Genomic DNA, 23,393 nt, shown 5'->3' on the forward strand with positions numbered 1-23,393 from the left:
CTCCTGCACAGCAGGGGTCGTGAAGGCTTCTGTCCACAGATCGGGAGACGTCGGCAGAGGATGTCGGAGCCCGCTCGTACTGTGAACAGCGTCGAACGACACCTCCGCCTTGTCGCAGTCTCCGTCCCACCGGGCCATCCCACGGACGGAGCGCGACAGCCTACAGGCGACGGAACACCCCGCGGCGGACAGCCCGCCAACGGCCCGAGTGCAGAAGGAGCACACCATGCCCACATCCGCGGACCGCGAGAAGGCCCTGGAATCGGCCCTCGCCCAGATCGACCGTCAGTTCGGGAAGGGATCGGTGATGCGGCTCGGCAGCGACGAGCGCGCCCCGGTCGCCGTCATCCCCACCGGCTCCATCGCCCTCGACGTCGCGCTCGGCGTCGGCGGGCTGCCGCGTGGCCGCATCGTGGAGATCTACGGACCGGAGTCGTCGGGTAAGACGACCCTGACGCTGCATGCGATCGCGAACGCGCAGCGGGCCGGCGGCATCGCCGCCTTCGTCGACGCGGAGCACGCGCTCGACCCCGAGTACGCGAAGAAGCTCGGTGTCGACATCGACGCGCTCCTGGTCTCGCAGCCCGACACCGGCGAGCAGGCGCTCGAGATCGCCGACATGCTCGTGCGCTCCGGTGCCATCGACCTGATCGTCATCGACTCGGTCGCCGCGCTCGTGCCCCGTGCCGAGATCGAGGGCGAGATGGGCGACTCGCACGTCGGCCTGCAGGCGCGCCTGATGTCGCAGGCGCTGCGCAAGCTCACCGGCGGTCTGAACCAGACCAACACCACGATGATCTTCATCAACCAGCTGCGTGAGAAGATCGGCGTCTTCTTCGGTTCGCCCGAGACGACCGCGGGCGGCAAGGCGCTGAAGTTCTACGCGTCGGTCCGGCTCGACATCCGGCGCATCGAGACGCTGAAGGACGGCACGGATGCGGTCGGAAACCGCACCCGCGTCAAGGTGGTCAAGAACAAGATGGCGCCGCCGTTCAAGCAGGCGGAGTTCGACATCCTCTACGGCGTCGGCATCTCGCGCGAGGGCAGCCTCATCGACTTCGGGGTGGAGCACGGCATCGTCAAGAAGTCCGGTGCCTGGTACACGTACGAGGGCGAACAGCTCGGGCAGGGCAAGGAGAACGCCCGCAACTTCCTGATCAAGAACGCGGATGTCGCGGTCGAGATCGAAGAGAAGATCAAGACGAAGCTCGGCATCGGCGTGCCGAAGGCCGTCGAGCCGGTCGCCGAGGACGAGCTGGCGCAGCGCCGGCCGGCGTGACCGTGAGTCAGGACACCGGGGGCGGGCACGACCGGCTCGCCCCCGTCATCCCGCTGTTCGGCGGGTCTGCGGCCGCGCCGGAGCCACCGTACGTCGCCGAGCGGCCCGCTACTGCCCCGGCGCCCTTCGAGTCCGTGATCACAGAACCGGCGGTGCCCGTCGAGGCTGTGACCGCCGACCCGGCACGGCCGGGTGCCGAGGCCGCCGATCCGCCGCCGCACGCGCCTCCGCCGCCGCACGCGCCTCCTCCGCCGCACGCGCCCCCACCGCGGCCGGCGTCGTCCGATCCGGTCTGGCGTGCGCCGCTGGACGACGCGGACGGGTCCGATCTCGACGATCCGGGTGATCTGGACGAGCAGACCCGCGCCGAGGTGGAGACCGCCGAACGCAACCTGACCCGCAAGCTCCGCACCCGCCAGCTGTCGGTGTCCGAGGCGCGGGCCGTCATCGCCGAGCGTGACCTCGACCCGGTCGCGATCGCGTCGGTGCTGCACGGATTCATCCGGCGCGGGTACCTGGACGACCGGGCCCTGGCCGACCAGCTCGTGTACAGCGCGGTGGAGCGCAAGGGACAGGGGCGCATGGTCATCGCGCAGAGTCTGGCCAAGCGCGGCATCCCGCGGGACGTCGTGGATGCCGCGATGACAGCGCTCCCGGATGACGACGCGGATCGCGCGCTGGAGTTCGCGCGGCAGAAGGCCCGGTCGATGCGGGCGCTGGACCACGAGGTGGCGCTGCGGCGGCTCGTCGGGCAGCTCGCGCGCCGCGGGTACGGGGCGGGCGCCCTGGATGCCGCGCGCCAGGCGCTGGACGAGCTCTGACCGCACCGCCCGCCGCGCCGCGAGTGGCCCGTAGAATGGCCAGATCATGTCTGCCCCGTCCTCCACGCCGACCCTGATCGCGCCCTCGCCCGCCGCGGTGACCGCCGACGGCCACGCACGCACGTACGAGGTGCGCACCTTCGGCTGCCAGATGAACGTCCACGACTCCGAGCGGCTGGCGGGTTCCCTGGAGAGCGCCGGATACCGCCGCGCCGACACCGGCACCGAGGCCGACGTCGTCGTGATCAACACCTGCGCGGTCCGCGACAACGCGGCCGGCAAGCTGTATGGCACGCTCGGGCATCTGAAGAGCCGCAAGGACGCGCACGAGGGCATGCAGATCGCCGTCGGCGGATGTCTCGCCCAGATGGACAAGGAGACCGTGCTCGACAAGGCACCCTGGGTGGATGTCGTCTTCGGCACCCACAACATGGGATCGCTGCCGAACCTGCTCGAACGCGCACGGCACAACGGCGAAGCCGAGCTGGAGATCCTCGAGGCGCTGGAGGTCTTCCCGTCCACGCTGCCCACCAAGCGCGACAGCGCGTACAGCGGCTGGGTGTCGATCTCGGTCGGCTGCAACAACACCTGCACGTTCTGCATCGTCCCCAGCCTGCGCGGCAAGGAGAAGGACCGTCGCCCCGGCGACATCCTGAGCGAGATGCGGCTGCTCGTGGACGACGGCGCCATCGAGGTCACGCTGCTCGGACAGAACGTGAACTCCTACGGCGTCGAATTCGGCGACCGGCAGGCGTTCGCCAAGCTGCTGCGGGCGACCGGCGAGATCGAGGGGCTGGAGCGGGTGCGCTTCACCAGCCCGCATCCGGCGATGTTCACCGATGACGTGATCGATGCGATGGCCGAGACGCCCAACGTGATGCCGCAGCTGCATATGCCGCTCCAGTCGGGCAGCGACCGCGTGCTCAAGGCGATGCGCCGCTCGTATCGGAGTGCGAAGTTCCTCGGCATCCTCGAGCGCGTGCGCGAGCGGATGCCGGATGCCGCCATCACGACCGACATCATCGTCGGCTTCCCCGGTGAGACCGAGGAGGACTTCCAGGACACCCTGCGCGTCGTGGAGCAGGCGCGATTCACGAGCGCCTTCACGTTCCAGTACTCCATCCGCGAGGGCACTCCGGCGGCGACCATGGCCGACCAGGTGCCCAAGGCGGTCGTGCAGGAGCGCTACGAGCGCCTGCTCGCACTGCAGGAGCGCATCTCGCTCGAGGAGAACCAGAAGCAGGTCGGCCGCGAGGTCGAGGTGCTCGTGTCCACCGGGGAGGGCAAGAAGGATGCCGCGACCCACCGTCTGACCGGACGGGCGCGCGACAACCGGCTCGTGCACTTCGAGGTGCCGGCGGGGTCGCCGCTGCCGCGACCGGGCGACCTGGTCACGGTCACCATCACGCACGCGGCGCCGTTCCATCTGCTGGCCGACGCGCCGGACGGGGCGCCGCTGCGCATCCGCCGCACGAGGGCCGGCGACGCCCACGACCGGGGCCAGGCCGACTCGTGCGCGGTGCCCGCCCACGGCACCACCGGCACGACTCCCGGCGGCGCCGTCTCGCTGGGCTTGCCCGGCATCGGCGCGCCCGCCGGGCGTTGACCGAGCCCAGCCCGTCGACAGACGGCCGAGGGCAGGTCCCTGAGCGAGCGGAGCGAGACGACGCGCGACGCCCCCCGGCCCTCTGGGCCGTCGTCGGCGCCACGGGCACCGGCAAGACCGCGCTCTCGCTCGACCTGGCCGAAGCCCTCTCCGCCGGCGGAACGGCCGCCGAGATCGTCAACGCGGACGCCATGCAGCTGTATCGCGGTATGGACGTCGGCACGGCGAAGCTCCCGCCATCCGGGCGCCGCGGGATCCCGCACCACCTGCTGGACGTCCTCGAGGTCACCGACGACGCCGCCGTCGCCTGGTACCAGGGGGCCGCGCGCCGGGCGATCGGCGAGGTCCACGCCCGCGGCGCCGACGCCGTCCTGGTCGGCGGATCCGGCCTGTACGTCTCCAGCGTGCTGTACGACTTCCGCTTCCCGCCGCGCGACGCCGCCGTGCGCGCGGCACTCGAGGCGGAATTGGATGCGGTCGGTCCGGCCGCGCTGTTCGCCCGGCTGCGAGACGCCGACCCTGCCACCGCGCAGCGCATCGATCCTCGCAACGGCCGGCGCATCGTCCGCGCGCTCGAGGTGCTCGCGCAGGGCGCAGCCACCCACGGCGCCGTGCTGCCGGACGAGCCGGAGGCGTGGCATCCCGACATCCGCGTGATCGGCGTGCGCGTGGAGCGCGCCGAGCTCGTGCCGCGGCTCGATGCCCGGGTGCAGCGCATGTGGCGGGCCGGCCTGCTCGACGAGGTGCGGGCGCTGCGGGAGCGGGGCCTGGAGCGCGGCACGACGGCTCCACGGGCGATCGGCTATGCGCAGGCCCTGGCCCAGCTGAGGGGCGAGAGGACCGAGGCCGAGGCGGTCGCCGAGACCCAGGCGCTGACCCGCCGCTACGCCCGCCGGCAGGTGTCGTGGTTCGCGCGCTACTCCGACGTGCGGTGGACCGCTCCGGGGGCGGATGCCGCGGTCCTGGCAGACTGGGACGGATGAACATCCGGATCCGCGCGTTCGACCGCGCCGACACCGAGCCCGTGGTGGCGCTGTGGGAGAGCTGCGGGCTCACCCGCCCCTGGAACGACCCGCGCAAGGACATCGAGCGCAAGCTCACCGTGCAGCCCGAGCTGTTCCTGGTCGCCGTGGACGGCGACCGGATCATCGGCTCGGTGATGGCCGGGTACGACGGCCATCGCGGCTGGCTGTACTACCTGGCCAGCGACCCGGAGCGCCGCGGCGCGGGCATCGGACGCACGCTGGTGGCCGCGGCCGAACAGCGCCTGGTGGCGATGGGCTGCCCCAAGGTGCAGCTCATGGTGCGGCCCGACAACGAGGCCGCACGCGGCTTCTACGACGCGCTCGGCTACGAGCCGTTCCAGACGTGGGACACCGGCAAGCGCCTGATCCCCGACGTCTGAGCGAGAGCGGATGTCGGCACCCGCGGGCATCATGACGGGATGACCACGCACTTCTACACGGCATCGAGCCTGGACGGATTCATCGCCACGTCCGACCACTCGCTGCACTGGCTGCTCGACCAGGACATCGACGAGCACGGCCCGATGCACTACGAGGCGTTCATCGCGGGCATCGGAGCGCTGGCGATGGGCGCGTCCACGTATGAGTGGATCCTCGCGCACGACACCGGGCCCTGGCCGTACGCGCAGCCGACGTGGGTGTTCACCCACCGCACGCTGCCGGTGCCGGACGGGGCGGATGTCCGGTTCGTCGCGGGCGACGTCGCTCCCGTGCACGCCGAGCTGACCGCGGCCGCCGGCGACCGCGATGTCTGGCTGGTCGGCGGCGGTGAGCTGGTGGGGGCGTTCGCCGATGCCGGCCTGCTCGACGAGATCTGGGTGCAGTTCGCCCCGGTCACCCTCGGTGCGGGCCGACCCGTGCTGCCGCGGGCACTGGACCTCGAACTGGTGGACGTCGCCCGCAACCGCAGCTTCGCGTGCACCCGGTACCGGGTGCGGGGGCCGCTGGTCCGCCCGGAGTCTTCGTGACGCCCGGCCCATAGGATGGTCGGGATGTCTACCACCGTGTCTTTCACCAAGGGCCAGGGCACCGGCAACGACTTCGTCCTCGTGCCCGACCCCGACGGCGCCCTCGACCTGTCCGCCGATCAGGTGGCCGCGCTGTGCGATCGGCGCTTCGGCATCGGCGGCGACGGGATGCTGCGGGTGGTGCGTTCGGCGGCGACACCGGCCGGTGCCGATGCGGTGGCGGCGGGCGCGGAGTGGTTCATGGACTACCGCAACGCCGACGGCTCGATCTCGGAGATGTGCGGCAACGGCATCCGGGTCTTCCTGCACTATCTGCTCCAGACCGGGCTGGCGCAGCTGGGTGCGGACGACGCCGTCCTCATCGGCACCCGCAACGGCCCGCTGCGGCTGACACGCAGCGAGCTGGGCTACGAGGTCGACCTCGGACCGTTCCGGATCGAGGATGACGAGGTGCTCGTGCGCGCCCGCGGACTGGAAGTCGCCCGACCCGGGCTCGGCGTGGACGTCGGCAACCCGCACGTCGTGGTGGCGCTGTCGTCCGAGGCCGAACTGGAAGGGCTCGACCTCACCGCGATCCCGATCCTGGATCCGGTCCCCGCGGCAGGGGCGAACGTCGAGTTCGTCGTGCCCTCCGACCCGCTGGTCGCAGACGGCGTGGGCCGGCTGCGGATGCGCGTGTTCGAGCGCGGCGTGGGCGAGACGCTCAGCTGCGGCACCGGGGTGAGCGCGGCCGCGCTCGCGGTGCGCGAGTGGGCCGGGGCATCCGCCCCGGATCGCTGGATCGTCGACGTGCCCGGCGGCACCCTGGGCGTGCGCATGATCGGCGACCACGTGCTGCTGTCGGGACCGGCCGCGCTCGTCTATTCGGGGAGCATCGTCCTCGCCTGATCCCGAGACCCCGCGGCAGTCGATGCCCCGCCGCTATCCGCCCGCGGGTATCAGCACCACCTTCCCGTGTGATCTGCGCTGTTCGAGGATCTGATGGGCCAGCGGCGCCTCCTCAAGGCGGAGCCGGTGTCCTATCGGAGTGGCCAGCGTGTGATCGATCAGCGCCGCGAGTGATCGTTCTTCGAGGTCGCCCAGTCCGCCGGGCCGATCGAGGAGTCGTGCGCCGACTGCCGCGGTCACAGTGATCCCCGAGCGGTAGACGGTGTCCGCGTCGAGCGGGATGGAGGTCCCTGACGCAGTCCCGAACATGATCAGGCGACCGCCCACCGCGAGCATCGACATGGCCTGTGCGCCCAGCTCGCCGCCCACCCCGTCGAGCACGACGGTGGCACCGCTGCCGAGGGAATCGCGGACTGTCGTGGCCCACTTGGGTGTTGCGGAGTCGACGGCCGTCGCGCCGAGCGCCGAGACCATCGCACGATTCGACGTGCCGGTGACCAGCCCGATGACCTGCCCCGTGACGCGGCGCGCTGCCGCGACCAACGTGCTCCCGATGCCGCCGCTGGCGCCGGTGACGAGGACACTGTCGGTGGGGCCGAGTTCGGCGAGCTCCAGAATCGCTTGGACCGTGCGACCTGTGCCGATCGCAGCAACGGCCTCGGCCGGGTCCAGATGTGCCGGGAGGACATGCAGACGGTCGACATCGGCGATGGCCAGTTCTGCGTAGCCGCCACTGCCGACTCCGAGGTCTGCTGCGACGAACTTTCCGAGCCACGACCGGTCGTGTTCGGAGCCGACAGTGTCGACGATGCCTGCGACCTCTCGTCCGGGGGTCATCGGCAGCGGAATCCGGGTACGGGGCGGGCCGAGTCCGCTGCGAATCTGCGTGTCCAGCAGCTGCACACCGGCCGCGGCCACCCGGATGCGCACCTGTCGCGCATGTGGATGTGGAGCGGGGAGGTTCTCCAAGACCAGCACCTCTGGTCCGCCGTAGCGGTGCTGACGAATGGCCTTCATTCCGACTCCCGGTCGGCCCGTTGACTCATCCGCGCAGGTGAAGCGTGACGTGGCAGCCAGCTGTCGATGGCCCGGGCAAGTGACTCGGGCTGGTCCTCCGGCGCGTGGTGACCGGCAACACCACAGTCGACCACGTCGAGGCTGACGATGTTCTCGACCGCCCAATCGTGGACTGCCGGCCCCATGAGCCCGGGCCCGTCGTGGAAGACGGGCATCAGCTTCGGTATGTCAGTCGACGTCCGCAGCCAGTCGTCGTAGGCCTCGACTCGGTCGACCACATCGGCCGGTTCACCGTCGATGGGCATGGACCGGGACCACTGCAGCATCGGTCGGCGGGACTCAGGTGTCTGGTACGGAGCCCGGTAGACGTCGTGGTCTTGGCGACTGAGGTCGGCGATCGCGCCGGGGAGCGCCTGCTCGATGAACACGTTCGCGTCGAGAACTGCCCGCGGGCCGGCATCCGACTTCAGCATCTTGAACACCGGTCGGGCGGATGCGGGAAGATCCTCCCAACTCATCGGCCGGAGGATCGTCTCGAAGAACACGATGCCTTGGATCTGGTCCGGGTGGCGGGCGGCCCAATCGAGTGCGAGTGCACCACCCCAGTCGTGGCCGACCAGGATCGGCTCTCGGATGCCCATTGCCTCGAGCCACGCGTCGAGGTAGCGGGCGTGGTCGGCGAACGTGTAATCGATAGCGGGCTTGCCCGACCGTCCCATCCCGACCAGATCTGGTGCGAGGGCACGGAAGCCCTCGCCAGCCACTCCAGGGATGACGTTGCGCCAGAGGTGCGACGAGGTCGGGTTGCCGTGCAAGAACACGAGCGCGTCGCCGACTCCCGACGACTCGAAGTGGATGTGCGAGTCGAGGACGTCGATGTCAGGCATGGAGACTCCAGGGGTCCTAGGATTGTCAGGAACCTGCCCAATTGTAGGAGGTAGACAGGTGCCTGTCAATCCCGATGACCTCAGCCATGCCCGCCCGCGGATCTCGCGCCTTTCGCGAGTCATCCACGACGCCTATGGCCGAGCTGTCGATTCCGCGCTCGTGGCGGCAGGATTTCCTGACCTCACCGGCGGGCGGGCAAAGGTCCTTCCCTTCGTTCGGGATGATGGAATCGCGCTCGGGCGGCTGGCCGCGCTGGTCGGAGTCCGCAAGCAGACGGTGGCCGAGATGGTCACCCAGCTCGAACGCGACGGCTACGTTCGCACCGAGCTGAACCCCGACGACGCCCGATCGCGACTTGTGGTCCTCACCGATCGTGGCCAGCGCGCACGTCCGGTCGCGGTGTCTGCCGGCGAACGGGTGGAGAGGGATTGGGCGGAACTCACGAGTCCGGCCCTGGTCGAACGGCTCAGGTCCGACCTGCAGACGCTGATCAACGCCATCGAGACGGGGTCGTCTGAAAATCCGTAGATGACCGCGGACGCGGACGGACGGCAGGCTCTCGTCGGCAGGGTGACGTGCTTCGCCTCGCTGTCGTCGTGCCGTTACGGCAGCGGGATCGTGTCGGTCATCGGCGTCCCGTGATGACGCACCTTCAGCACGCGATAGCCGCGGCCGGTCGCCGCCCGATGCACGCTGAACGAATCGTGCAGGGTCGCGGCCAGCCAGCGCTGGAGCGAATCCGAACCGAGGTTCCGCTGCACCACGAACCACCCGTCGCTGCGCTCGTCCAGCCGGGGAATCCACCGCAGCAGCATGTCGTGCAGCTCGTTCTTGCCGACGCGGATCGGTGGATTCGACCGGATGCCGCGGAACACGACGTCGTCGGGAACATCGTCGGGGGTCACCGCGTTGATGTTGTCCAGACCGAGGGCGTCGGCGTTGCGGCGGACCAGATCGAGGGCCCGCTGATTGACGTCCACCGCCCACACGCGGGCGTGCGGGGAGTCCAAGGCGATGCTGAGGGCGATGGGCCCCCACCCGCAGCCGAGATCGAGGATGTCGCCACCCGGCGGAGGAGGCGGCGTGTTCGACAGAAGGACCTGCGTGCCCGAATCCACCCGGTCCGGACTGAAGACGCCACCGGCGGTGGTGACCTCGACGTCACGACCGGCCAGGCGCACCTGGATCGTACGGAGGTTCTCGGCACTGGCAGGGGTCGCGCTGAAGTAGTGCTCGCTGCCCATGAGGCTTCAGCGTAGCGGAAGGAAGAACGATGCCGGAGACTAGAGTGTTGCGAATGGATGAGAGCCCGACCGACCCCGTGGACCGCGTGCTGGCACGCGCGGACACGCACTCCGGCGTGCGCGTTTTCGGCAGCGCCCAGGCGCTGCAGAGCGACGAGACCGCGTCCGGGACCGGTGTCGACGGGGAGCAGTGGGACCGTGAGGAGCGCGCCGCCCTGCGACGCGTGCCGGGCCTGTCCACCGAGCTCGAGGACGTCACCGAGGTCGAGTACCGGCAGCTGCGACTGGAGAACGTCGTGCTCGTCGGCGTGCACCCCCAGGGTGCCCAGGAGGATGCCGAGAACTCGCTGCGCGAGCTCGCGGCGCTCGCCGAGACGGCGGGGGCCATCGTCCTCGACGGTGTGATGCAGCGACGCCCGCATCCCGACCCGGCGACGTACGTCGGGCGGGGGAAGGCCGAAGAGCTGCGGGGCATGGTCCTCGCCCTCGGTGCCGACACCGTGATCGCCGACACCGAACTCGCGCCGAGCCAGCGGCGCGCGCTCGAGGATGTCGTGAAGGTCAAGGTCATCGACCGCACGACCGTCATCCTGGACATCTTCAGCCAGCACGCGAAGAGCCGTGAGGGCAAGGCGCAGGTCGAACTGGCCCAGCTCGAGTACCTGCTGCCGCGCCTGCGCGGCTGGGGCGACTCGATGAGCCGCCAGGCCGGCGGACAGGTCGGCGCCGGCGGCGCCGGGATGGGCTCCCGCGGGCCCGGTGAGACGAAGATCGAACTGGATCGGCGTCGCATCCGCACCCGGATGGCGCAGCTGCGCCGTCAGATCAAGGACTTCGGTCCGGCACGCGCGGCCAAGCGGGCCGAGCGCAAGCGGCACACCGTGCCCTCGGTGGCGATCGCCGGGTACACGAACGCCGGCAAGTCGAGCCTGCTGAATCGCCTGACCAGCGCCGGCGTGCTCGTCGAGAACGCGCTGTTCGCCACGCTGGATGCGACCGTCCGCCGCGCTCAGGCCGCCGACGGCCGGGTGTACACGCTCACCGATACCGTCGGGTTCGTGCGCAACCTGCCGCATCAGCTGGTCGAGGCCTTCCGCTCCACCCTCGAAGAGGTGGCCGACTCGGACGTCATCGTCCACGTGGTCGATGCCGCCCACCCCGACCCCGCCGCGCAGCTGGCGACGGTGCGCGATGTGATCGGGGATGTCGGGGGCCGCGACATCCGCGAGATCGTCGTCTTCAACAAGGCGGATCTGGTCGGCGACGACACCCGCCTGGTGCTGCGCGGACTCGAGCCGACGGCGCTGTTCGTCTCCAGCCGGACCGGCGAGGGGATCGCGCAGCTGCGCCAGACGATCGAGGACGCCCTGCCGCTGCCGGCGGAGGAGATCACGGCACTCGTGCCCTATGACCGCGGCGACCTCATCTCGGCGGTGCACGAGTCGGGGATCATCCTCGAGCAGCGGCACGAGGCCGCCGGCACGCTCGTGCACGCCCGGGTGGGCGCGCAGCTGGCGGCACAGCTCGCCGCGTACGCCGTCACCGACTGAGCGTCACCGAAGGAGCGTCACCGGCTGAGCGTCAGCGGCTCCCCGTCGGCCGGGGTGAAGCCGAAGACGGCCCCCAAGAAGGCCAGTGACGTCTTCATGGCGTCCACCACGGTCTCGGAGCGGCGGAACCCGTGCCCCTCGCCGGGGTAGACGACGTAGGCATGCGGGATGCCGCGGGCCGCCAGCGCGTCGCGGATCGCCTCGGACTGGGCCGGCGGGACCACCGGGTCGTCGGCGCCCTGCAGCAGCAGCACCGGCACCCGGAAACGCTCCGGGTGCGACAGCGGCGACCGCTCCAGGTACAGCCCCTCGGCGGCCGGAAGCGGCCCGATCAGACCGTCCAGGTAGCGGGACTCGAAGTCGTGCGTGTCGGTGGCCAGCGTCCGGGCGTCGCCCACGCCGTAGCGAGAGATCCCCGCGGCGAACACGTCCGTGTTCGTCAGTGCCGCCAGCACCGTCCATCCGCCGGCGGAACCGCCCTCGATCGCCAGGCGCGCGGCATCCGCCCGTCCCGCCGCGGCCAGGCCCGCGGCCGCCGCGGCCACGTCGTCCACGTCGACCACGCCCCACTGCCCGCGCAGCCGCTCCCGGTATGCCCGGCCGTATCCGGTGGAGCCGCCATAGTTCACGTCCAGCACGCCGATGCCGCGGCTGGTGTAGAACGCGATGCGCGCGGATGCCGCGGCCGCCGTGTGCGCGGTCGGCCCGCCGTGCACGAACACGACGTACGGCGGCCGCTCTCCGGTCGGCGCCGTGACGTCGGGGTGGGTCGGCGGGTAATCGAAGGCGTGCACCGGTCCGTGCGGGCCGTCGAACGTCGCCGCCCGGGGCACCGGGTTCCACTCGGCATCCCAGGATGAGGCGCCGCCGCTGATCCGCTCGGCGCCAGCCGGATCCTCGACATCCACGAGCCAGACCGCTGGCGGGCCGGTCAGCCCGGCCGCGGTGAGGAGCACGCGGGACCCGTGCGCATCCTCGATCGAGGCGTTCGCGGTGGCGTCCACCCCCACCCGTTCGGCGCTCCCGGAGCCCGGATCGAGGATCACGACCTCGTCGCCGCCGTTCGTGCGGATCGCGACCACGCGTCCGTCCGCCAGCGGGCGGAACCAGCGCGTGCCCAGCACCCACAGCGGCCCGCCGGTGTCGGCGTCGGCGGGTGCGACCGGCCGGGGCTCGGCACCGCCCGAGACCCGGATCCGCCAGAGATTCCAGCGGCCGGTGACATCGTCGGCGTACAGCAGCTCGTCCGCGCCCAGCCACTCCGGCTGCAGCACCGCCGACGCGCCGGCGGCCACCGTCGCACCGGACGGGGAGTCGCCATCCGACAGCCGCCGCACCTGCAGCCGGGTGCGGTCCCACGGCATGTCGGGGTGGTCCCACGCGATCCAGGCGAGACGGCTGCCGTCCGGTGACAGCGCCGGGTGGGCGACGAAGTCGCTGCCCGAGGCCAGCGAGCCGATGATGGGCGTCTCGCCGGTCGTGATCTCGACGATGTCGCGCACCGGGACGCCCGCTCCGGCATGGGTCTCGCGGATCGCCAGCAGCCGGTCGTGCTGCACGGTCAGTCCGCCGTAGCGCTCGCCGCGACCGTCCGGAGTGAGGCGCCGGGACTGGCCGCCGGCCAGCTCCCACACGGCCTGATCGCTCCTCTCCACGAAGAAGAGGCGTCCGTCCGCGGTCGCGGCCCACGCCCCGCCGCCGTACTCGTGCACGCGGGATCCCACGTTCCACGGCGCGGGCAGCAGCACGCCGGAGCGACGTGAGTGCACGGTCATCCGCCCACCCTCGGCGGGGACGGACGCGCCCCACCAGATGTCGTCGCCGACGAACTGCGCGCCGTCGATCCGCGGGGCGGAGGATGCCGCCAGCTCGGCCGTGATCGGGGAGGGCCAGGTGCCGTAGGGGAGCGTGGAGGGCATCCTCCCACGCTAGTCTGCGGGGCTGGTGCCGGCCCGCCGAACGGCGCCCGCGGGCCTGCCTACGGTCGTATCCCTTCGTCGATATGGACCTCGAAACAGTGCGTCACACCCGGTGTCGACGCTGCCGGATGGCCCTACCGTGGTCGCATCGACGCCCGGTCCTCCCGGGCAGGAGCGACAGCCGAGCCCGGCACCCGCCCGCGAACACACAGCGCACTCCCGCGCTGGACCGCGGCCGCCCGGCCACCGCCCTTGCCACCGAACAGGACCCCGTCATGTCCCTCGCCGACGACCTCCCGCGCGGCGCCGACCTTCCCGAGGGGAGCGGCGCTTTCCGCGAACGCGGCACGCTCCCGTTCTCGTTCGAGCTGTACCCGCCGCGGATGCCGGAGGCCACGCCCGCGCTGCACGAGACCATCCGGCACCTCGCCGCAGCCGGGCCGCGCTTCATCTCCGTCACCTACGGCGCCGGAGGGTCGCACGGTGGCCGCTCGCTCGCCCTGCTCCGGCATCTGCGTGCGCACACCGCGGTCGAGCCGCTGGCGCACCTGACCTGCGTCGGCAACACGTATGCGGGTGCGGCCCGGCTCATCCGCGAGTTCCTGGACGCCGGCATCCGCAGCTTCCTCGCCCTGCGCGGCGACCCGCCGGACGGCGCGACCGAGGGTGACCGCTTCCTCGGCGATCTGGACAGCGCGGCACAGCTCGTGCAGCTGATCGACCGGGTGCAGGCCGAGCGCGCACCGTACGCCGAGACGCCGCTGGCGGGGCTGCCGGGCGCGGCCCGGCTCGATCGCCCGGAGCCGGTCCAGACCGCGGTGGCCGCGTTCCCGCACGGGCACCCGCGCTCGCGGCACCCGCGCGAGCACATCGACGCGCTGCTGGCCAAGCAGGCCGCCGGGGCGACGTTCGCGATCACCCAGCTCTTCTTCCACGCCGACGACTACCTCGGCTTCGTCGACCGGTGCCGGAGCGCGGGCGTGACCCTGCCGATCCTGCCCGGCATCATGCCGATCACCGCGCCGTCCCGCCTGCACCGGGTGCTCGAGCTGACCGGCCAGGACGTCCCCGCCGAGCTGTCCATCGGACTGCAGATCGAACCGGATGCCGCGGCCCGGCGGGCGTTCGGGATCGGCTACGCCGCGCGGCTGGCCGCCGAGGTCGTCGCCGGCGGCGCCCCCGGCGTGCACCTGTACGCCTTCAACAGCCATGACACGGTCCTCGCGGTCCTCCGCGAGGCCGGCATCCTGACCACCACCGACAAGGAGACCGTACGATGACCGCTTTCCCGCAGGGAACCATCCTGGGCTACCCCCGCATCGGCCGCCGCCGTGAGCTCAAGCACGCCGTGGAGGCGCACTGGGCCGGGCGGATCGACGAGGCCGAGCTCGAGCGGATCGCCGCGGCGCTGCGCCGCGGCACGCGTCGACGTCTGGTCGACCTCGGGCTCGGCGCCGACGACTCGTCCATCCCCGAGTCGTTCTCGTTCTACGACCAGGTGCTCGATGCGGCGGTGACCGTCGGGGCGCTCCCGGAGCGCTTCGCCGCGCTGCGCGAGCCGGACGGCACCATCGGACTCGGCGCGTACTTCGCCGCGGCCCGCGGCGACCGGGAGCGCGCGCCGCTGGAGATGACCAAGTGGTTCGACACGAACTACCACTATCTGGTGCCCGAGATCGGACCCGATACCGCCTTCGTGCTGGACGACGACCGGCTGGTGCGGCAGATCGCCGAGGCGCGTGCGGACGGCATCACGGTCCGTCCGGTCGTCGTCGGCCCGGTCACCCTGCTGGCGCTGTCGAAGGCGCCGGCGGCCCCTACGCCCGCCGGCTTCACCCCGCTGGACCGGCTCGAAGACCTGCTCCCGGTGTACGTCGACCTGCTCGCCGCACTGAGGGCCGCGGGTGCCGAATGGGTGCAGCTGGACGAGCCGGCACTGGTCAGCGAGAGCCTCCCGGTGGACGCGTCGCGCCTGGCGGCGGCTGCCCGGCGCGCCTACGACGTGCTGGGCGGCGGCGGCGATCGACCGTCGCTGCTGGTGGCCGCCGGCTATGCGCAGCCGAGCGCCGAGGCATGGCGCGCGTTGGCCGCCGCGCCGATCGAGGCCATCGCGCTCGACCTGGTGCGCGGTGACGTGCCGGAGCCCGCGGTCGGCCTGGGCGAGAAGACCCTCGTGGGCGGGGTGATCGACGGTCGCAACGTCTGGCGCGGCGATCTGGCCGCCGCATGGGACACGCTGGAGCGGCTGCGGCGCCTCGGCGCCGGACACGTCACGGCCGGGACATCCACCTCGCTTCAGCACGTGCCGCACGACGTCGCGGACGAGGCCGATCTCGCCCCGCGGCTCGCGTCCTGGCTCGCGTTCGCCGACCAGAAGGTGCGGCAGGTCGCCACGCTGGCGACCGGACTGGAGCGCGGACGCGCGGCCATCGACGAGGCGCTGGATGCCGCATCCGCCGCCCTCGCCGACCGGCGCAGCGCACCCGGGGTCCGCGACGGGGCGGTGCGGGTGCGCGCGGCTGCGCTGAGCGCCGACGCCTTCGTCCGCGGCGATCACGGGGCCCGCGAGGCGGCGCAGGATGCCGCACTGGACCTGCCGCCGCTGCCGACCACGACGATCGGCTCGTTCCCGCAGACCGACGAGCTGCGCCGCACGCGCGCCGCGCATGCGAAGGGGGAGATCTCCACCGCCGAGTACGAGCAGCTGCTGCGGCTGGAGATCACCACCGTGATCGGGCTGCAGGAGGAGCTGGGGCTGGACGTGCTGGTGCACGGCGAACCCGAGCGCAGCGACATGGTGCAGTACTTCGCCGAGAACCTCGACGGATTCGCCGTGACCCGCAACGGATGGGTGCAGTCCTACGGCACGCGCGCCACGCGACCCTCGATCCTCTGGGGCGACGTGTCCCGCCCGGCGCCCATCACCGTGCCGTGGTCGGCGTTCGCGCAGGCGCTGACGGACAAGCCGGTCAAGGGCATGCTCACCGGCCCGGTGACGATCCTGGCCTGGTCGTTCGTCCGCGACGACCAGCCGCTGGGTGAGACCGCGAACCAGGTCGCGCTCGCGCTGCGGGACGAGATCGCCGAGCTCGAGGCGGCGGGACTGCGGATCGTCCAGGTCGACGAGCCCGCGCTGCGCGAGCTGCTGCCGCTGAAGAGGGTCGGCCAGCAGGCCTACCTGGACTGGTCGGTCAACGCGTTCCGTCTGGCCACCGCGGGCGTCGTCCCGGCCACGCAGGTGCACACTCACCTGTGCTATTCGGAGTTCACCGAGGTGATCGACGCGATCGCCGCGCTGGATGCCGACGTCACCTCGATCGAGGCGGCCCGCAGCGGTGGGGAGGTCGTCGGCGACATCGCCGCCGCCGGCTTCGAGCGGGGCGTGGGACCCGGTGTGTACGACATCCACTCGCCGCGGGTGCCCCGCGTGAGGGAGATCACCCGGCTGCTGGAGCGAGCGGCCGCCGAGCTCGGGCTGCGGCAGATCTGGGTGAACCCGGACTGCGGCCTGAAGACGCGTGCCTACCCGGAGACGGTCGCATCGCTGCACAACCTGGTCGAGGCCACCCGACGGGTGCGCCTCGGGCTGGAGGTCGGCGTGCCGGCCTGATGCCGTGACGACGCGGTTCCGGGTCGGGGCGATCGCGCCCGGCCCGGAACCGCGTCTGCGGATCAGACCGCGCGCAGGACGGCGACGACCTTGCCCAGCACGACGGCGTCGTCGCCCAGGATCGGCTCGAACGCCGAGTTGCGGGGGAGCAGCCAGGTGTGACCGTCGCGCTGCCGGAACGTCTTCACCGTCGCCTCGCCGTCCAGCATCGCCGCGACGATGTCGCCGTTCTCGGCCGTCGCCTGCGACCGCACGACCACCCAGTCGCGGTCGCAGATGGCGGCGTCGATCATCGACTCGCCCTGCACCTTGAGCATGAACAGGTCGCCCTTGCCCACGAGCTGGCGGGGGAGGGGGAAGATCTCCTCCACCTGCTGCTCGGCGGTGATCGGCACCCCCGCCGCGATGTGCCCGACCAGCGGGACGAGGGCGGCGTCGCCGACCGCCGGGGCGGTGTCGGCGGGATTCTCGGTGCCCGAACCGGGCAGGTCGATCAGCACCTCCATGGCGCGCGTCTTGCCGGCGTCGCGTCGCAGGTAGCCGCTCAGCTCGAGCTGGTTCAGCTGGTGGGTCACGCTGGACAGCGACTTCAGGCCGACCGCGTCGCCGATCTCGCGCATGCTCGGCGGATACCCGTAGCGGGCGATCGAGCGCTGGATGACCTCGAGGATCGCCATCTGCTTCTCGCTCAGGCTCTTGCGTCGGCGCGTCTGTCGGCGCGGCTTGGGACCCGCGTCGTGCGATGCATCGGTCATGTCAGCTCCCGTTCTTGCCGCCGAGGCAGCGTCTTCGAATGTCGGAGGTCGGTGATGGGGTGGCCTCATCGAAACGGTATCCGTTCCCGAACCGGATCGAGGGCAACGCCGTCGCGTGTCGCCCTTCGAGTCGATTCGGGGAAGAGTCCGCTTGACAGTTTACAACATCGAAACTAGATTCGGAAGAGAAGTTCGGCACCGGTCCTCCCGGCCGAGGGTCGGCGCCGAACCTCTCCCCATCACTCGGAGGAACGCATGAGCACCATCGGCATCGCCAGCACGGCAGGGATCACGCCGCACAGCACGGCCCACGCGGCCACCCGCCTGCGACTCACCGCACGCGGTCGCCGTGTGCTGGCCGCCCTGGTGGCGCTGCCGGTCGCCGCGGCGATCGGCATGGCGGCGCTCAGCGGCGGATCGGCGCTCGCCTCGCGCGACACCGGGGCCGCGGCGGGGTCGTTCGCGATCGTGACCGTCAGCGCCGGCGACACGCTGTGGTCGATCGCGCAGACGGTGGCGCCGCAGGCCGACCCCCGGGACGTCGTCGACGGGATCGTGCGCCTGAACGCGCTGGACGGCGTCACGGTCGCGCCGGGCGATCGACTGTCGATCCCGACCGAGTACGCGCCGGCGAAGTGACCCGCCGGGCGCCCGCGGCGCGCGCTCTACGATGGGACGCGTGAGCCCCCGTCTGGAAGACCTGCCGATACGCGACGATCTGCGCGGACTGACACCGTACGGCGCCCCGCAGGCGCCTCTGCCGGTCGCCCTGAACGTCAACGAGAACACGCATCCGGTTCCGAAAGAGGTGTCCGACGACATCCTGGATGCCGTCGCCCTCGCGCTGCGGGACGTCAACCGGTACCCGGATCGCGAGTTCACGGTGCTGCGCGAGCAGTTCGCCGAGTACCTGGGTCACGGGCTGACGCGGGATCAGATCTGGGCGGCCAACGGGTCGAACGAGGTCCTGCAGCACCTGCTGCAGGCGTTCGCCGGACCGGGCCGGACGGTGTTCGGGTTCGCCCCGACGTACTCGATGTACCCGCTGCTGACCCGTGCCACCGGCGGGCAGTGGGTGGCGGGCGAGCGCGGTCACGACTTCACCATCGACGCCGCATCGGCCGCGGCGCAGGTGGCGCAGGCGCAGCCCGACGTGGTGATGCTGTGCGCACCGAACAACCCGACCGGCACGCCGCTGCCGCTGGATGTGATCGAAGCCGTGTACGAGGCGACCACGGGCATGGTGATCGTCGACGAGGCGTATTGGGAGTTCGCGCCGCGCGAGGAGCGCTCGGCGCTGACGATGGTGGCCGATCGACCGCGGATGGCGGTCTCGCGCACGATGAGCAAGGCGTTCGCGTTCGCGGGTGCGCGTGTCGGCTACCTCGCCGCCGACGCCGCCGTGATCGACGCCCTGCGTCTGGTCCGGCTTCCGTATCACCTGAGCGCGCTCACCCAGGCCGCAGCATCCGCCGCCCTGCGCCACGCCGAGACCATGCTGGCCACGGTCGACGACATCGTCGTCCAGCGCGATCGGATCTCGGCCACTCTGCCGGCGCTCGGCTATGACCCGTACGAGTCCTGGACGAATTTCGTCCTCTTCTCCGGCGTCGAGGACCCGGGTGCGACCTGGCGGGCCCTCTACGAGCGCGGCGTGCTCATCCGCGACATCGGGCTGCCGCACTGCCTGCGCGTCACAGCCGGCACCGAGGACGAGACCAGCGCGTTCCTGGATGCGCTGGCCTCGGTAGACTCGGCGTCATGACCAGCGCCGCCTCCCGCACCGCCTCGCGGACCCGCACCACGAGCGAGTCGACGGTCGAGCTCGTGCTCGATCTGGACGGCGCCGGCGCATCCCGCATCGACACCAGCGTCCCGTTCTTCGACCACCTGCTGACGGCGTTCGCGAAGCACTCGCTGACCGACCTCACCGTGCGCGCCTCCGGCGACACCGACATCGACGTGCACCACACCGTCGAAGATATCTCGATCGTGCTCGGCCAGGCCATCCGCGAGGCGCTCGGCGACAAGAGCGGCATCTCGCGCTACGGCGATGCGCTCGTGCCCCTCGACGAGGCGCTCGCCCAGGCGGTCGTGGACATCAGCGGGCGCCCGTACCTCGTGCACGACGGCGAGCCGGCCGGCTTCGAGCTGCACCTGATCGGCGGGCACTTCACCGGCTCGCTGGTCCGCCACGCATTCGAGGCGATCTCGTTCCACGCGGGATTGACCACGCACGTGCGCGTGCTCGCCGGCCGCGATCCGCACCACATCGCCGAGGCCGAGTTCAAGGCCTTCGCGCGCGCGTTCCGCCAGGCCAAGGCGCTCGACCCGCAGGTGGACGGCATCCCCAGCACCAAGGGCGCGCTGTGACCGCTCGCCCTCTCGTGGCGGTCCTGGATTACGGCTCGGGCAACGTCCACTCCGCGGTCAAGGCGCTCGAGGCCGCCGGCGCGGATGCGCGGCTGACCGCCGACCGCGGTCTGGCGCGGGACGCCGACGGACTGGTCGTCCCCGGCGTCGGCGCATTCGCCGCGGTGATGGCCGCGCTGCGCGCCATCCGCGGCGACGAGCTGATCGACCGCCGGCTGGCCGGGGGCCTGCCGGTGCTGGGCATCTGCGTCGGCATGCAGGTGCTGTTCGAGCTCGGCGTCGAGCGCGGGGTGGACACCGAGGGCCTGGGCGAGTGGCCGGGCGCGGTCACTGAGCTGGATGCCCCGGTCCTGCCGCACATGGGGTGGAACACCGTCGCGCCGGATGCCGGCAGCCGCCTGTTCGCGGGGATCGAGCGGGAGCGCTTCTATTTCGTCCACTCCTACGCCGCCGCGCAATGGTCGCTGCAGACGCAGGCGCCGTTCCCCGCCCCGGCCCTGACCTGGTGCACCTACGGCAGCGGCCGGTTCCTGGCCGCGGTCGAGAACGGGCCGCTGTCGGCCACCCAGTTCCACCCGGAGAAATCCGGAGCCGCCGGCATCCGCCTGCTGTCCAATTGGATCGACGGCCTGCCCCGGGCTACTGTGTGACCTCGTGCCCAGTGATTTCGCAGCCACACCCGAACTGACCCTCCTTCCTGCCGTCGACGTGGCCGACGGCAAGGCGGTCCGCCTCACCCAGGGAGAGGCGGGCAGCGAGACGGACTACGGCGACCCGGTCGAGGCCGCGCTGGAGTGGGCCCGGCAGGGAGCCGACTGGATCCATCTCGTCGACCTGGACGCGGCATTCGGCCGCGGCAGCAACGCCGGAGTGCTGCGCAAGGTGATCAAGCAGGTCCGGGGCGTGCAGGTCGAGCTGTCCGGCGGCATCCGCGACGATGCGTCGCTGCACGCCGCGCTCGAATCCGGTGCCACCCGCATCAACCTCGGCACCGCCGCGCTGGAGAACCCGGAGTGGGCGGCCGACGTGATCGGCCGGTACGGCGATGCGATCGCGGTCGGGCTGGACGTGCGCGGCACCACCCTGGCCGCACGCGGCTGGACCCGGGAGGGCGGCGACCTCTGGACCGTCCTGGACCGCCTCGAGGACGCCGGATGCAGCCGCTACGTCGTCACCGACGTGACCAAGGACGGCACCCTGCGCGGGCCGAACCTCGAGCTGCTGCGGCAGATCGCCGAACGGACGCCGAAGCCGGTGGTCGCCTCGGGCGGGGTGTCGAGCCTGGACGACATCATCGCGCTGCGCGCGCTCGTCCCGCTGGGCATAGAAGGAGCCATCGTCGGCAAGGCGCTGTACTCCGGGGCGTTCACCCTCGCCGAGGCGCTGGATGTCGCCAGAGACTGACGGCTGCGCCCACGACCCGCACGCGACCGACTCGGCCGGCGTGCCGTGGGCCGGCCGCAGCTTCCAGGCCAATCCGCACTCCGGCGACGACGGCTCGGCCGATCCGGCGCTGCTGGCAGCCCTCACCGCCTGCGCGGAGGGCGCCGGCGACCCGGTCGCGGTCGTGGAGGCCTACCGCACCGCGCGGCTGCTGATCCCGCTGGTCGCCGAGAAGGGCGACGAGGGGGTCGGGCCGACGGGTCTGACCGTCGACAAGACGCAGGAGCTGTCCATCGTGACCGTGGCCGCCCCTGACGGCCGCCGGGTGCTGCCGGTGTTCTCCTCTGTCGGGGCGATGCAGCGGTGGGATGCAGCGGCCCGGCCGGTGCCGGCCGAGGGCGTGCGCACGGCTCTGGCGGCGGTGGACGACGACACCGATCTGATCGTGATCGACCCCGGCTCGCACACCGAGCACGTGCTGCGGCGCCCCGCGGTGTGGGCCATCGCGCAGCAGCAGCCGTGGGAGCCCAGCTATCGCAGCCCCGACGTGTTCACGGCCCTGCAGGCCAGCGTGGCCCGCGAGCTGAACGTCATCGACCTCGAGGTGGCCCCCGGCGACCCGGACGGCCGACTGCGCGGCCCGGAGCTCGTGGTGCGGCTGCGGCTGATCGACGGACTCGACCGCGAGGCGCTGGATGCCGTGCTCGCCCGCCTCGCGCAGCGCTGGGCCGCCGACGACCGGATCGCCACCCTGGTGGACTCGCTCAGCGTCAAGCTCACCCGCTGAGCGGGCGGATCAGGAGACCGGTCCGGTCCACTTCTCGCCCGGACCCTGGCCGATCGGGTCGGGCACGGTGGAGGCCTCGCGGAACGCGAGCTGCAGCGAACGCAGGCCATCCCGCAGGGGAGCGGCGTGGGCGCTGCTGATCTCGGGCGAGCCGGCGGTGATGAGCCCCGCCAGGGCGTTGATGAGCTTGCGCGCCTCATCCAGATCGAGCTGGGCGTCGGGGTCGTCGGCCAGGCCGAGTTTGACCGCGGCGGCGCTCATCAGGTGCACGGCCGCGGTGGTGATGATCTCCACGGCGGGCACGTCGGCGATGTCGCGGGTCGCCGCTGAGGCGCGCTGCTCCTGCTCTTCCCACTGGGCCTGGCGCGCGGCATCCCGCTCGAACTCGTCCGGAATCGTGTTCACGTCGTACTCTCTGCTAAACTTGGGCGGGCTCCGGAGCGTTCTGCTCCGGAATGAAAGAGGATCACATCCCACCCGCGCTTGCCGTTCCAGGCTACCGGGTCGAGAGCACTCCGCCGCCGCGAGGCGGTTGTCCGGGTGCGAGAGCCGGTGCGTAGGCGCCGTGCGGGTGGAGTGGGCCGATTTCACCGCGATGCATCAGCATTGCGAAGCCATTCCACCGCACGAAAGAGGAGTTCCGCATCAGCGATCCCCGCACCAACGAGCGCATCCGCGTCCCCGAGGTCCGTCTCGTCGGACCCAACGGTGAGCAGGTCGGCGTCGTCGCCATCCAGGTCGCGCAGCGACTGGCACAGGAGGCCGACCTCGATCTGGTCGAGGTTGCGCCCAATTCGAAGCCTCCCGTCGTCAAGATCATGGACTTCGGGAAGTTCAAGTACGAGGCTGCGCAGAAGGCCAAGGAGGCCCGGCGCAATCAGGCCAACACCATCCTCAAAGAGGTGCGGTTCCGCCTGAAGATCGAGGCGCACGATTACACCACCAAGCTCAAGCGCGCCGAGGGGTTCCTCGAGGCCGGCGACAAGGTCAAGGCGATGATCCTGTTCCGCGGCCGTGAGCAGTCGCGTCCGGAGCTCGGCGTCCGCCTGCTCCGTCGGTTCGCCGAGGACGTCGCCGAGCTCGGCACCGTCGAGTCGACCCCGCGCATCGACGGGCGGAACATGGTCATGGTGATCGCTCCGCACAAGAACAAGTCCGAGGTCAAGACCGAGCAGAACGCGCAGCGCGCCGCCCACAAGGCCGCCGCCCGCGAAGCCAAGGCCGGGACGCCCGGCACGTCGGAAGCCGCCGCGGCAGACGCCGAATAGGCCCCCAAGCTC

The 23,393-nt window shown here is 71.5% G+C and carries 24 protein-coding genes; 18 read left to right on the forward strand and 6 right to left on the reverse strand.

The features are described 5' to 3' along the window. Positions 1–226 precede the first annotated feature (226 nt). The 7 genes from recA to dapF are packed head-to-tail and all read left to right on the forward strand — an operon-like array spanning position 227 to position 6,587. On the forward strand, positions 227–1,279 hold the full coding sequence (gene recA / locus AC0L6F_RS16335) for a recombinase RecA (protein ID WP_473538690.1): 1,053 nt from the start codon (positions 227–229) through the stop codon (positions 1,277–1,279). Further along, positions 1,276–2,100, forward strand: coding sequence for a regulatory protein RecX (locus tag AC0L6F_RS16340; RefSeq protein WP_473538691.1), 825 nt, complete (start codon positions 1,276–1,278; stop codon positions 2,098–2,100). The genes recA and AC0L6F_RS16340 overlap by 4 nt, the downstream gene beginning before the upstream one ends. A 46-nt stretch (positions 2,101–2,146) precedes the next feature. Next, a complete protein-coding gene (gene miaB, locus AC0L6F_RS16345) occupies positions 2,147–3,706 on the forward strand; it encodes a tRNA (N6-isopentenyl adenosine(37)-C2)-methylthiotransferase MiaB (protein ID WP_473538692.1) in 1,560 nt (519 codons plus the stop codon). Further along, positions 3,703–4,689 (forward strand): tRNA (adenosine(37)-N6)-dimethylallyltransferase MiaA, encoded by a 987-nt coding sequence (miaA, locus tag AC0L6F_RS16350; protein WP_473538693.1) that lies wholly within the window; start codon positions 3,703–3,705, stop codon positions 4,687–4,689. The genes miaB and miaA overlap by 4 nt, the downstream gene beginning before the upstream one ends. Further along, entirely contained in the window at positions 4,686–5,111 is a 426-nt protein-coding gene (locus AC0L6F_RS16355) for a GNAT family acetyltransferase (protein WP_274637582.1), read from the forward strand. Before miaA ends, AC0L6F_RS16355 begins: the two co-directional genes overlap by 4 nt. 39 nt (positions 5,112–5,150) lie before the next feature. Next, positions 5,151–5,699: a dihydrofolate reductase family protein gene (locus tag AC0L6F_RS16360; protein WP_473538694.1), complete on the forward strand. Its 549-nt coding sequence runs from the start codon at positions 5,151–5,153 to the stop codon at positions 5,697–5,699. Between the two features lie 24 nt (positions 5,700–5,723). Further along, positions 5,724–6,587, forward strand: coding sequence for a diaminopimelate epimerase (gene dapF, locus AC0L6F_RS16365; RefSeq protein ID WP_274637584.1), 864 nt, complete (start codon positions 5,724–5,726; stop codon positions 6,585–6,587). Between the two features lie 33 nt (positions 6,588–6,620). On the opposite strand, the gene AC0L6F_RS16370 is transcribed toward dapF, so the two are convergent. Further along, on the reverse strand, positions 6,621–7,604 hold the full coding sequence (locus AC0L6F_RS16370) for a zinc-binding dehydrogenase (RefSeq protein WP_274637585.1): 984 nt from the start codon (positions 7,602–7,604) through the stop codon (positions 6,621–6,623). Further along, entirely contained in the window at positions 7,601–8,491 is an 891-nt protein-coding gene (locus tag AC0L6F_RS16375) for a haloalkane dehalogenase (protein ID WP_259611647.1), read from the reverse strand. Before AC0L6F_RS16375 ends, AC0L6F_RS16370 begins: the two co-directional genes overlap by 4 nt. A 58-nt stretch (positions 8,492–8,549) precedes the next feature. On the opposite strand from AC0L6F_RS16375, the gene AC0L6F_RS16380 reads away from it, so the two are divergent. Further along, positions 8,550–9,020: a MarR family winged helix-turn-helix transcriptional regulator gene (locus tag AC0L6F_RS16380; protein ID WP_259611648.1), complete on the forward strand. Its 471-nt coding sequence runs from the start codon at positions 8,550–8,552 to the stop codon at positions 9,018–9,020. Between the two features lie 74 nt (positions 9,021–9,094). Here the strand turns inward: AC0L6F_RS16380 and AC0L6F_RS16385 are convergent, their stop codons facing one another. Continuing rightward, positions 9,095–9,736, reverse strand: coding sequence for a methyltransferase (locus AC0L6F_RS16385; RefSeq protein WP_274637587.1), 642 nt, complete (start codon positions 9,734–9,736; stop codon positions 9,095–9,097). 53 nt (positions 9,737–9,789) lie between these two features. Between AC0L6F_RS16385 and hflX the strand changes: the two genes are divergently transcribed. After that, entirely contained in the window at positions 9,790–11,286 is a 1,497-nt protein-coding gene (gene hflX / locus AC0L6F_RS16390) for a GTPase HflX (protein ID WP_473538696.1), read from the forward strand. Between the two features lie 17 nt (positions 11,287–11,303). On the opposite strand, the gene AC0L6F_RS16395 is transcribed toward hflX, so the two are convergent. Next, a complete protein-coding gene (locus AC0L6F_RS16395; RefSeq protein ID WP_473538697.1) occupies positions 11,304–13,205 on the reverse strand; it encodes a S9 family peptidase in 1,902 nt (633 codons plus the stop codon). Between the two features lie 275 nt (positions 13,206–13,480). Here AC0L6F_RS16395 and AC0L6F_RS16400 point away from each other — a divergent pair, with 275 nt between their 5' ends. Both AC0L6F_RS16400 and metE read left to right on the forward strand, forming a co-directional pair. Next, positions 13,481–14,485, forward strand: a complete 1,005-nt coding sequence (locus AC0L6F_RS16400; protein ID WP_274637590.1) for a methylenetetrahydrofolate reductase — start codon at positions 13,481–13,483, stop codon at positions 14,483–14,485. Further along, entirely contained in the window at positions 14,482–16,815 is a 2,334-nt protein-coding gene (metE, locus tag AC0L6F_RS16405; RefSeq protein ID WP_473538699.1) for a 5-methyltetrahydropteroyltriglutamate--homocysteine S-methyltransferase, read from the forward strand. The genes AC0L6F_RS16400 and metE overlap by 4 nt, the downstream gene beginning before the upstream one ends. 62 nt (positions 16,816–16,877) lie before the next feature. Here the strand turns inward: metE and lexA are convergent, their stop codons facing one another. Further along, positions 16,878–17,570: a transcriptional repressor LexA gene (gene lexA / locus AC0L6F_RS16410; protein WP_274637592.1), complete on the reverse strand. Its 693-nt coding sequence runs from the start codon at positions 17,568–17,570 to the stop codon at positions 16,878–16,880. 255 nt (positions 17,571–17,825) lie between these two features. On the opposite strand from lexA, the gene AC0L6F_RS16415 reads away from it, so the two are divergent. The 6 genes from AC0L6F_RS16415 to AC0L6F_RS16440 are packed head-to-tail and all read left to right on the forward strand — an operon-like array spanning position 17,826 to position 22,113. Continuing rightward, the gene (locus AC0L6F_RS16415) at positions 17,826–18,209 is read left to right on the forward strand and encodes a LysM peptidoglycan-binding domain-containing protein (RefSeq protein WP_259611653.1); all 384 of its coding nucleotides are present in this window, start codon (positions 17,826–17,828) and stop codon (positions 18,207–18,209) included. A gap of 31 nt (positions 18,210–18,240) precedes the next feature. Further along, complete coding sequence (locus AC0L6F_RS16420) at positions 18,241–19,335, forward strand: histidinol-phosphate transaminase (protein ID WP_473538701.1); 1,095 nt, start codon at positions 18,241–18,243, stop codon at positions 19,333–19,335. Then, entirely contained in the window at positions 19,332–19,943 is a 612-nt protein-coding gene (hisB, locus tag AC0L6F_RS16425; RefSeq protein WP_259611654.1) for an imidazoleglycerol-phosphate dehydratase HisB, read from the forward strand. The genes AC0L6F_RS16420 and hisB overlap by 4 nt, the downstream gene beginning before the upstream one ends. Beyond that, positions 19,940–20,593 carry an imidazole glycerol phosphate synthase subunit HisH gene (hisH, locus tag AC0L6F_RS16430; RefSeq protein ID WP_259611655.1) on the forward strand — a complete coding sequence of 218 codons (654 nt, stop codon included), beginning with the start codon at positions 19,940–19,942 and terminating at the stop codon, positions 20,591–20,593. Before hisB ends, hisH begins: the two co-directional genes overlap by 4 nt. Before the next feature lie 4 nt (positions 20,594–20,597). Further along, positions 20,598–21,347 (forward strand): bifunctional 1-(5-phosphoribosyl)-5-((5-phosphoribosylamino)methylideneamino)imidazole-4-carboxamide isomerase/phosphoribosylanthranilate isomerase PriA, encoded by a 750-nt coding sequence (priA, locus tag AC0L6F_RS16435; protein WP_274637594.1) that lies wholly within the window; start codon positions 20,598–20,600, stop codon positions 21,345–21,347. After that, entirely contained in the window at positions 21,331–22,113 is a 783-nt protein-coding gene (locus AC0L6F_RS16440) for an SseB family protein (protein WP_274637595.1), read from the forward strand. Before priA ends, AC0L6F_RS16440 begins: the two co-directional genes overlap by 17 nt. 9 nt (positions 22,114–22,122) lie before the next feature. On the opposite strand, the gene AC0L6F_RS16445 is transcribed toward AC0L6F_RS16440, so the two are convergent. Beyond that, entirely contained in the window at positions 22,123–22,518 is a 396-nt protein-coding gene (locus AC0L6F_RS16445) for a DUF1844 domain-containing protein (protein ID WP_274637596.1), read from the reverse strand. A gap of 200 nt (positions 22,519–22,718) precedes the next feature. Between AC0L6F_RS16445 and infC the strand changes: the two genes are divergently transcribed. Further along, entirely contained in the window at positions 22,719–23,381 is a 663-nt protein-coding gene (gene infC, locus AC0L6F_RS16450) for a translation initiation factor IF-3 (RefSeq protein ID WP_473540026.1), read from the forward strand. Positions 23,382–23,393 lie beyond the last annotated feature (12 nt).

The organism is Microbacterium sp. G2-16M, assembly GCF_055809115.1.

What these genes read in the sequence shown, in the direction of transcription:
- recA (WP_473538690.1), top strand. Translation starts at nt 227, where the DNA reads ATGCCCACATCCGCGGACCGCGAGAAGGCCCTGGAATCGGCCCTCGCC.
- miaB (WP_473538692.1), top strand. Translation starts at nt 2,147, where the DNA reads ATGTCTGCCCCGTCCTCCACGCCGACCCTGATCGCGCCCTCGCCCGCC.
- AC0L6F_RS16355 (WP_274637582.1), top strand. Translation starts at nt 4,686, where the DNA reads ATGAACATCCGGATCCGCGCGTTCGACCGCGCCGACACCGAGCCCGTG.
- AC0L6F_RS16360 (WP_473538694.1), top strand. Translation starts at nt 5,151, where the DNA reads ATGACCACGCACTTCTACACGGCATCGAGCCTGGACGGATTCATCGCC.
- dapF (WP_274637584.1), top strand. Translation starts at nt 5,724, where the DNA reads ATGTCTACCACCGTGTCTTTCACCAAGGGCCAGGGCACCGGCAACGAC.
- AC0L6F_RS16370 (WP_274637585.1), bottom strand. Translation starts at nt 7,604, where the DNA reads ATGAAGGCCATTCGTCAGCACCGCTACGGCGGACCAGAGGTGCTGGTC.
- AC0L6F_RS16375 (WP_259611647.1), bottom strand. Translation starts at nt 8,491, where the DNA reads ATGCCTGACATCGACGTCCTCGACTCGCACATCCACTTCGAGTCGTCG.
- AC0L6F_RS16385 (WP_274637587.1), bottom strand. Translation starts at nt 9,736, where the DNA reads ATGGGCAGCGAGCACTACTTCAGCGCGACCCCTGCCAGTGCCGAGAAC.
- hflX (WP_473538696.1), top strand. Translation starts at nt 9,790, where the DNA reads ATGGATGAGAGCCCGACCGACCCCGTGGACCGCGTGCTGGCACGCGCG.
- AC0L6F_RS16395 (WP_473538697.1), bottom strand. Translation starts at nt 13,205, where the DNA reads ATGCCCTCCACGCTCCCCTACGGCACCTGGCCCTCCCCGATCACGGCC.
- AC0L6F_RS16400 (WP_274637590.1), top strand. Translation starts at nt 13,481, where the DNA reads ATGTCCCTCGCCGACGACCTCCCGCGCGGCGCCGACCTTCCCGAGGGG.
- metE (WP_473538699.1), top strand. Translation starts at nt 14,482, where the DNA reads ATGACCGCTTTCCCGCAGGGAACCATCCTGGGCTACCCCCGCATCGGC.
- lexA (WP_274637592.1), bottom strand. Translation starts at nt 17,570, where the DNA reads ATGACCGATGCATCGCACGACGCGGGTCCCAAGCCGCGCCGACAGACG.
- AC0L6F_RS16415 (WP_259611653.1), top strand. Translation starts at nt 17,826, where the DNA reads ATGAGCACCATCGGCATCGCCAGCACGGCAGGGATCACGCCGCACAGC.
- AC0L6F_RS16420 (WP_473538701.1), top strand. Translation starts at nt 18,241, where the DNA reads ATGGGACGCGTGAGCCCCCGTCTGGAAGACCTGCCGATACGCGACGAT.
- hisB (WP_259611654.1), top strand. Translation starts at nt 19,332, where the DNA reads ATGACCAGCGCCGCCTCCCGCACCGCCTCGCGGACCCGCACCACGAGC.
- AC0L6F_RS16440 (WP_274637595.1), top strand. Translation starts at nt 21,331, where the DNA reads ATGTCGCCAGAGACTGACGGCTGCGCCCACGACCCGCACGCGACCGAC.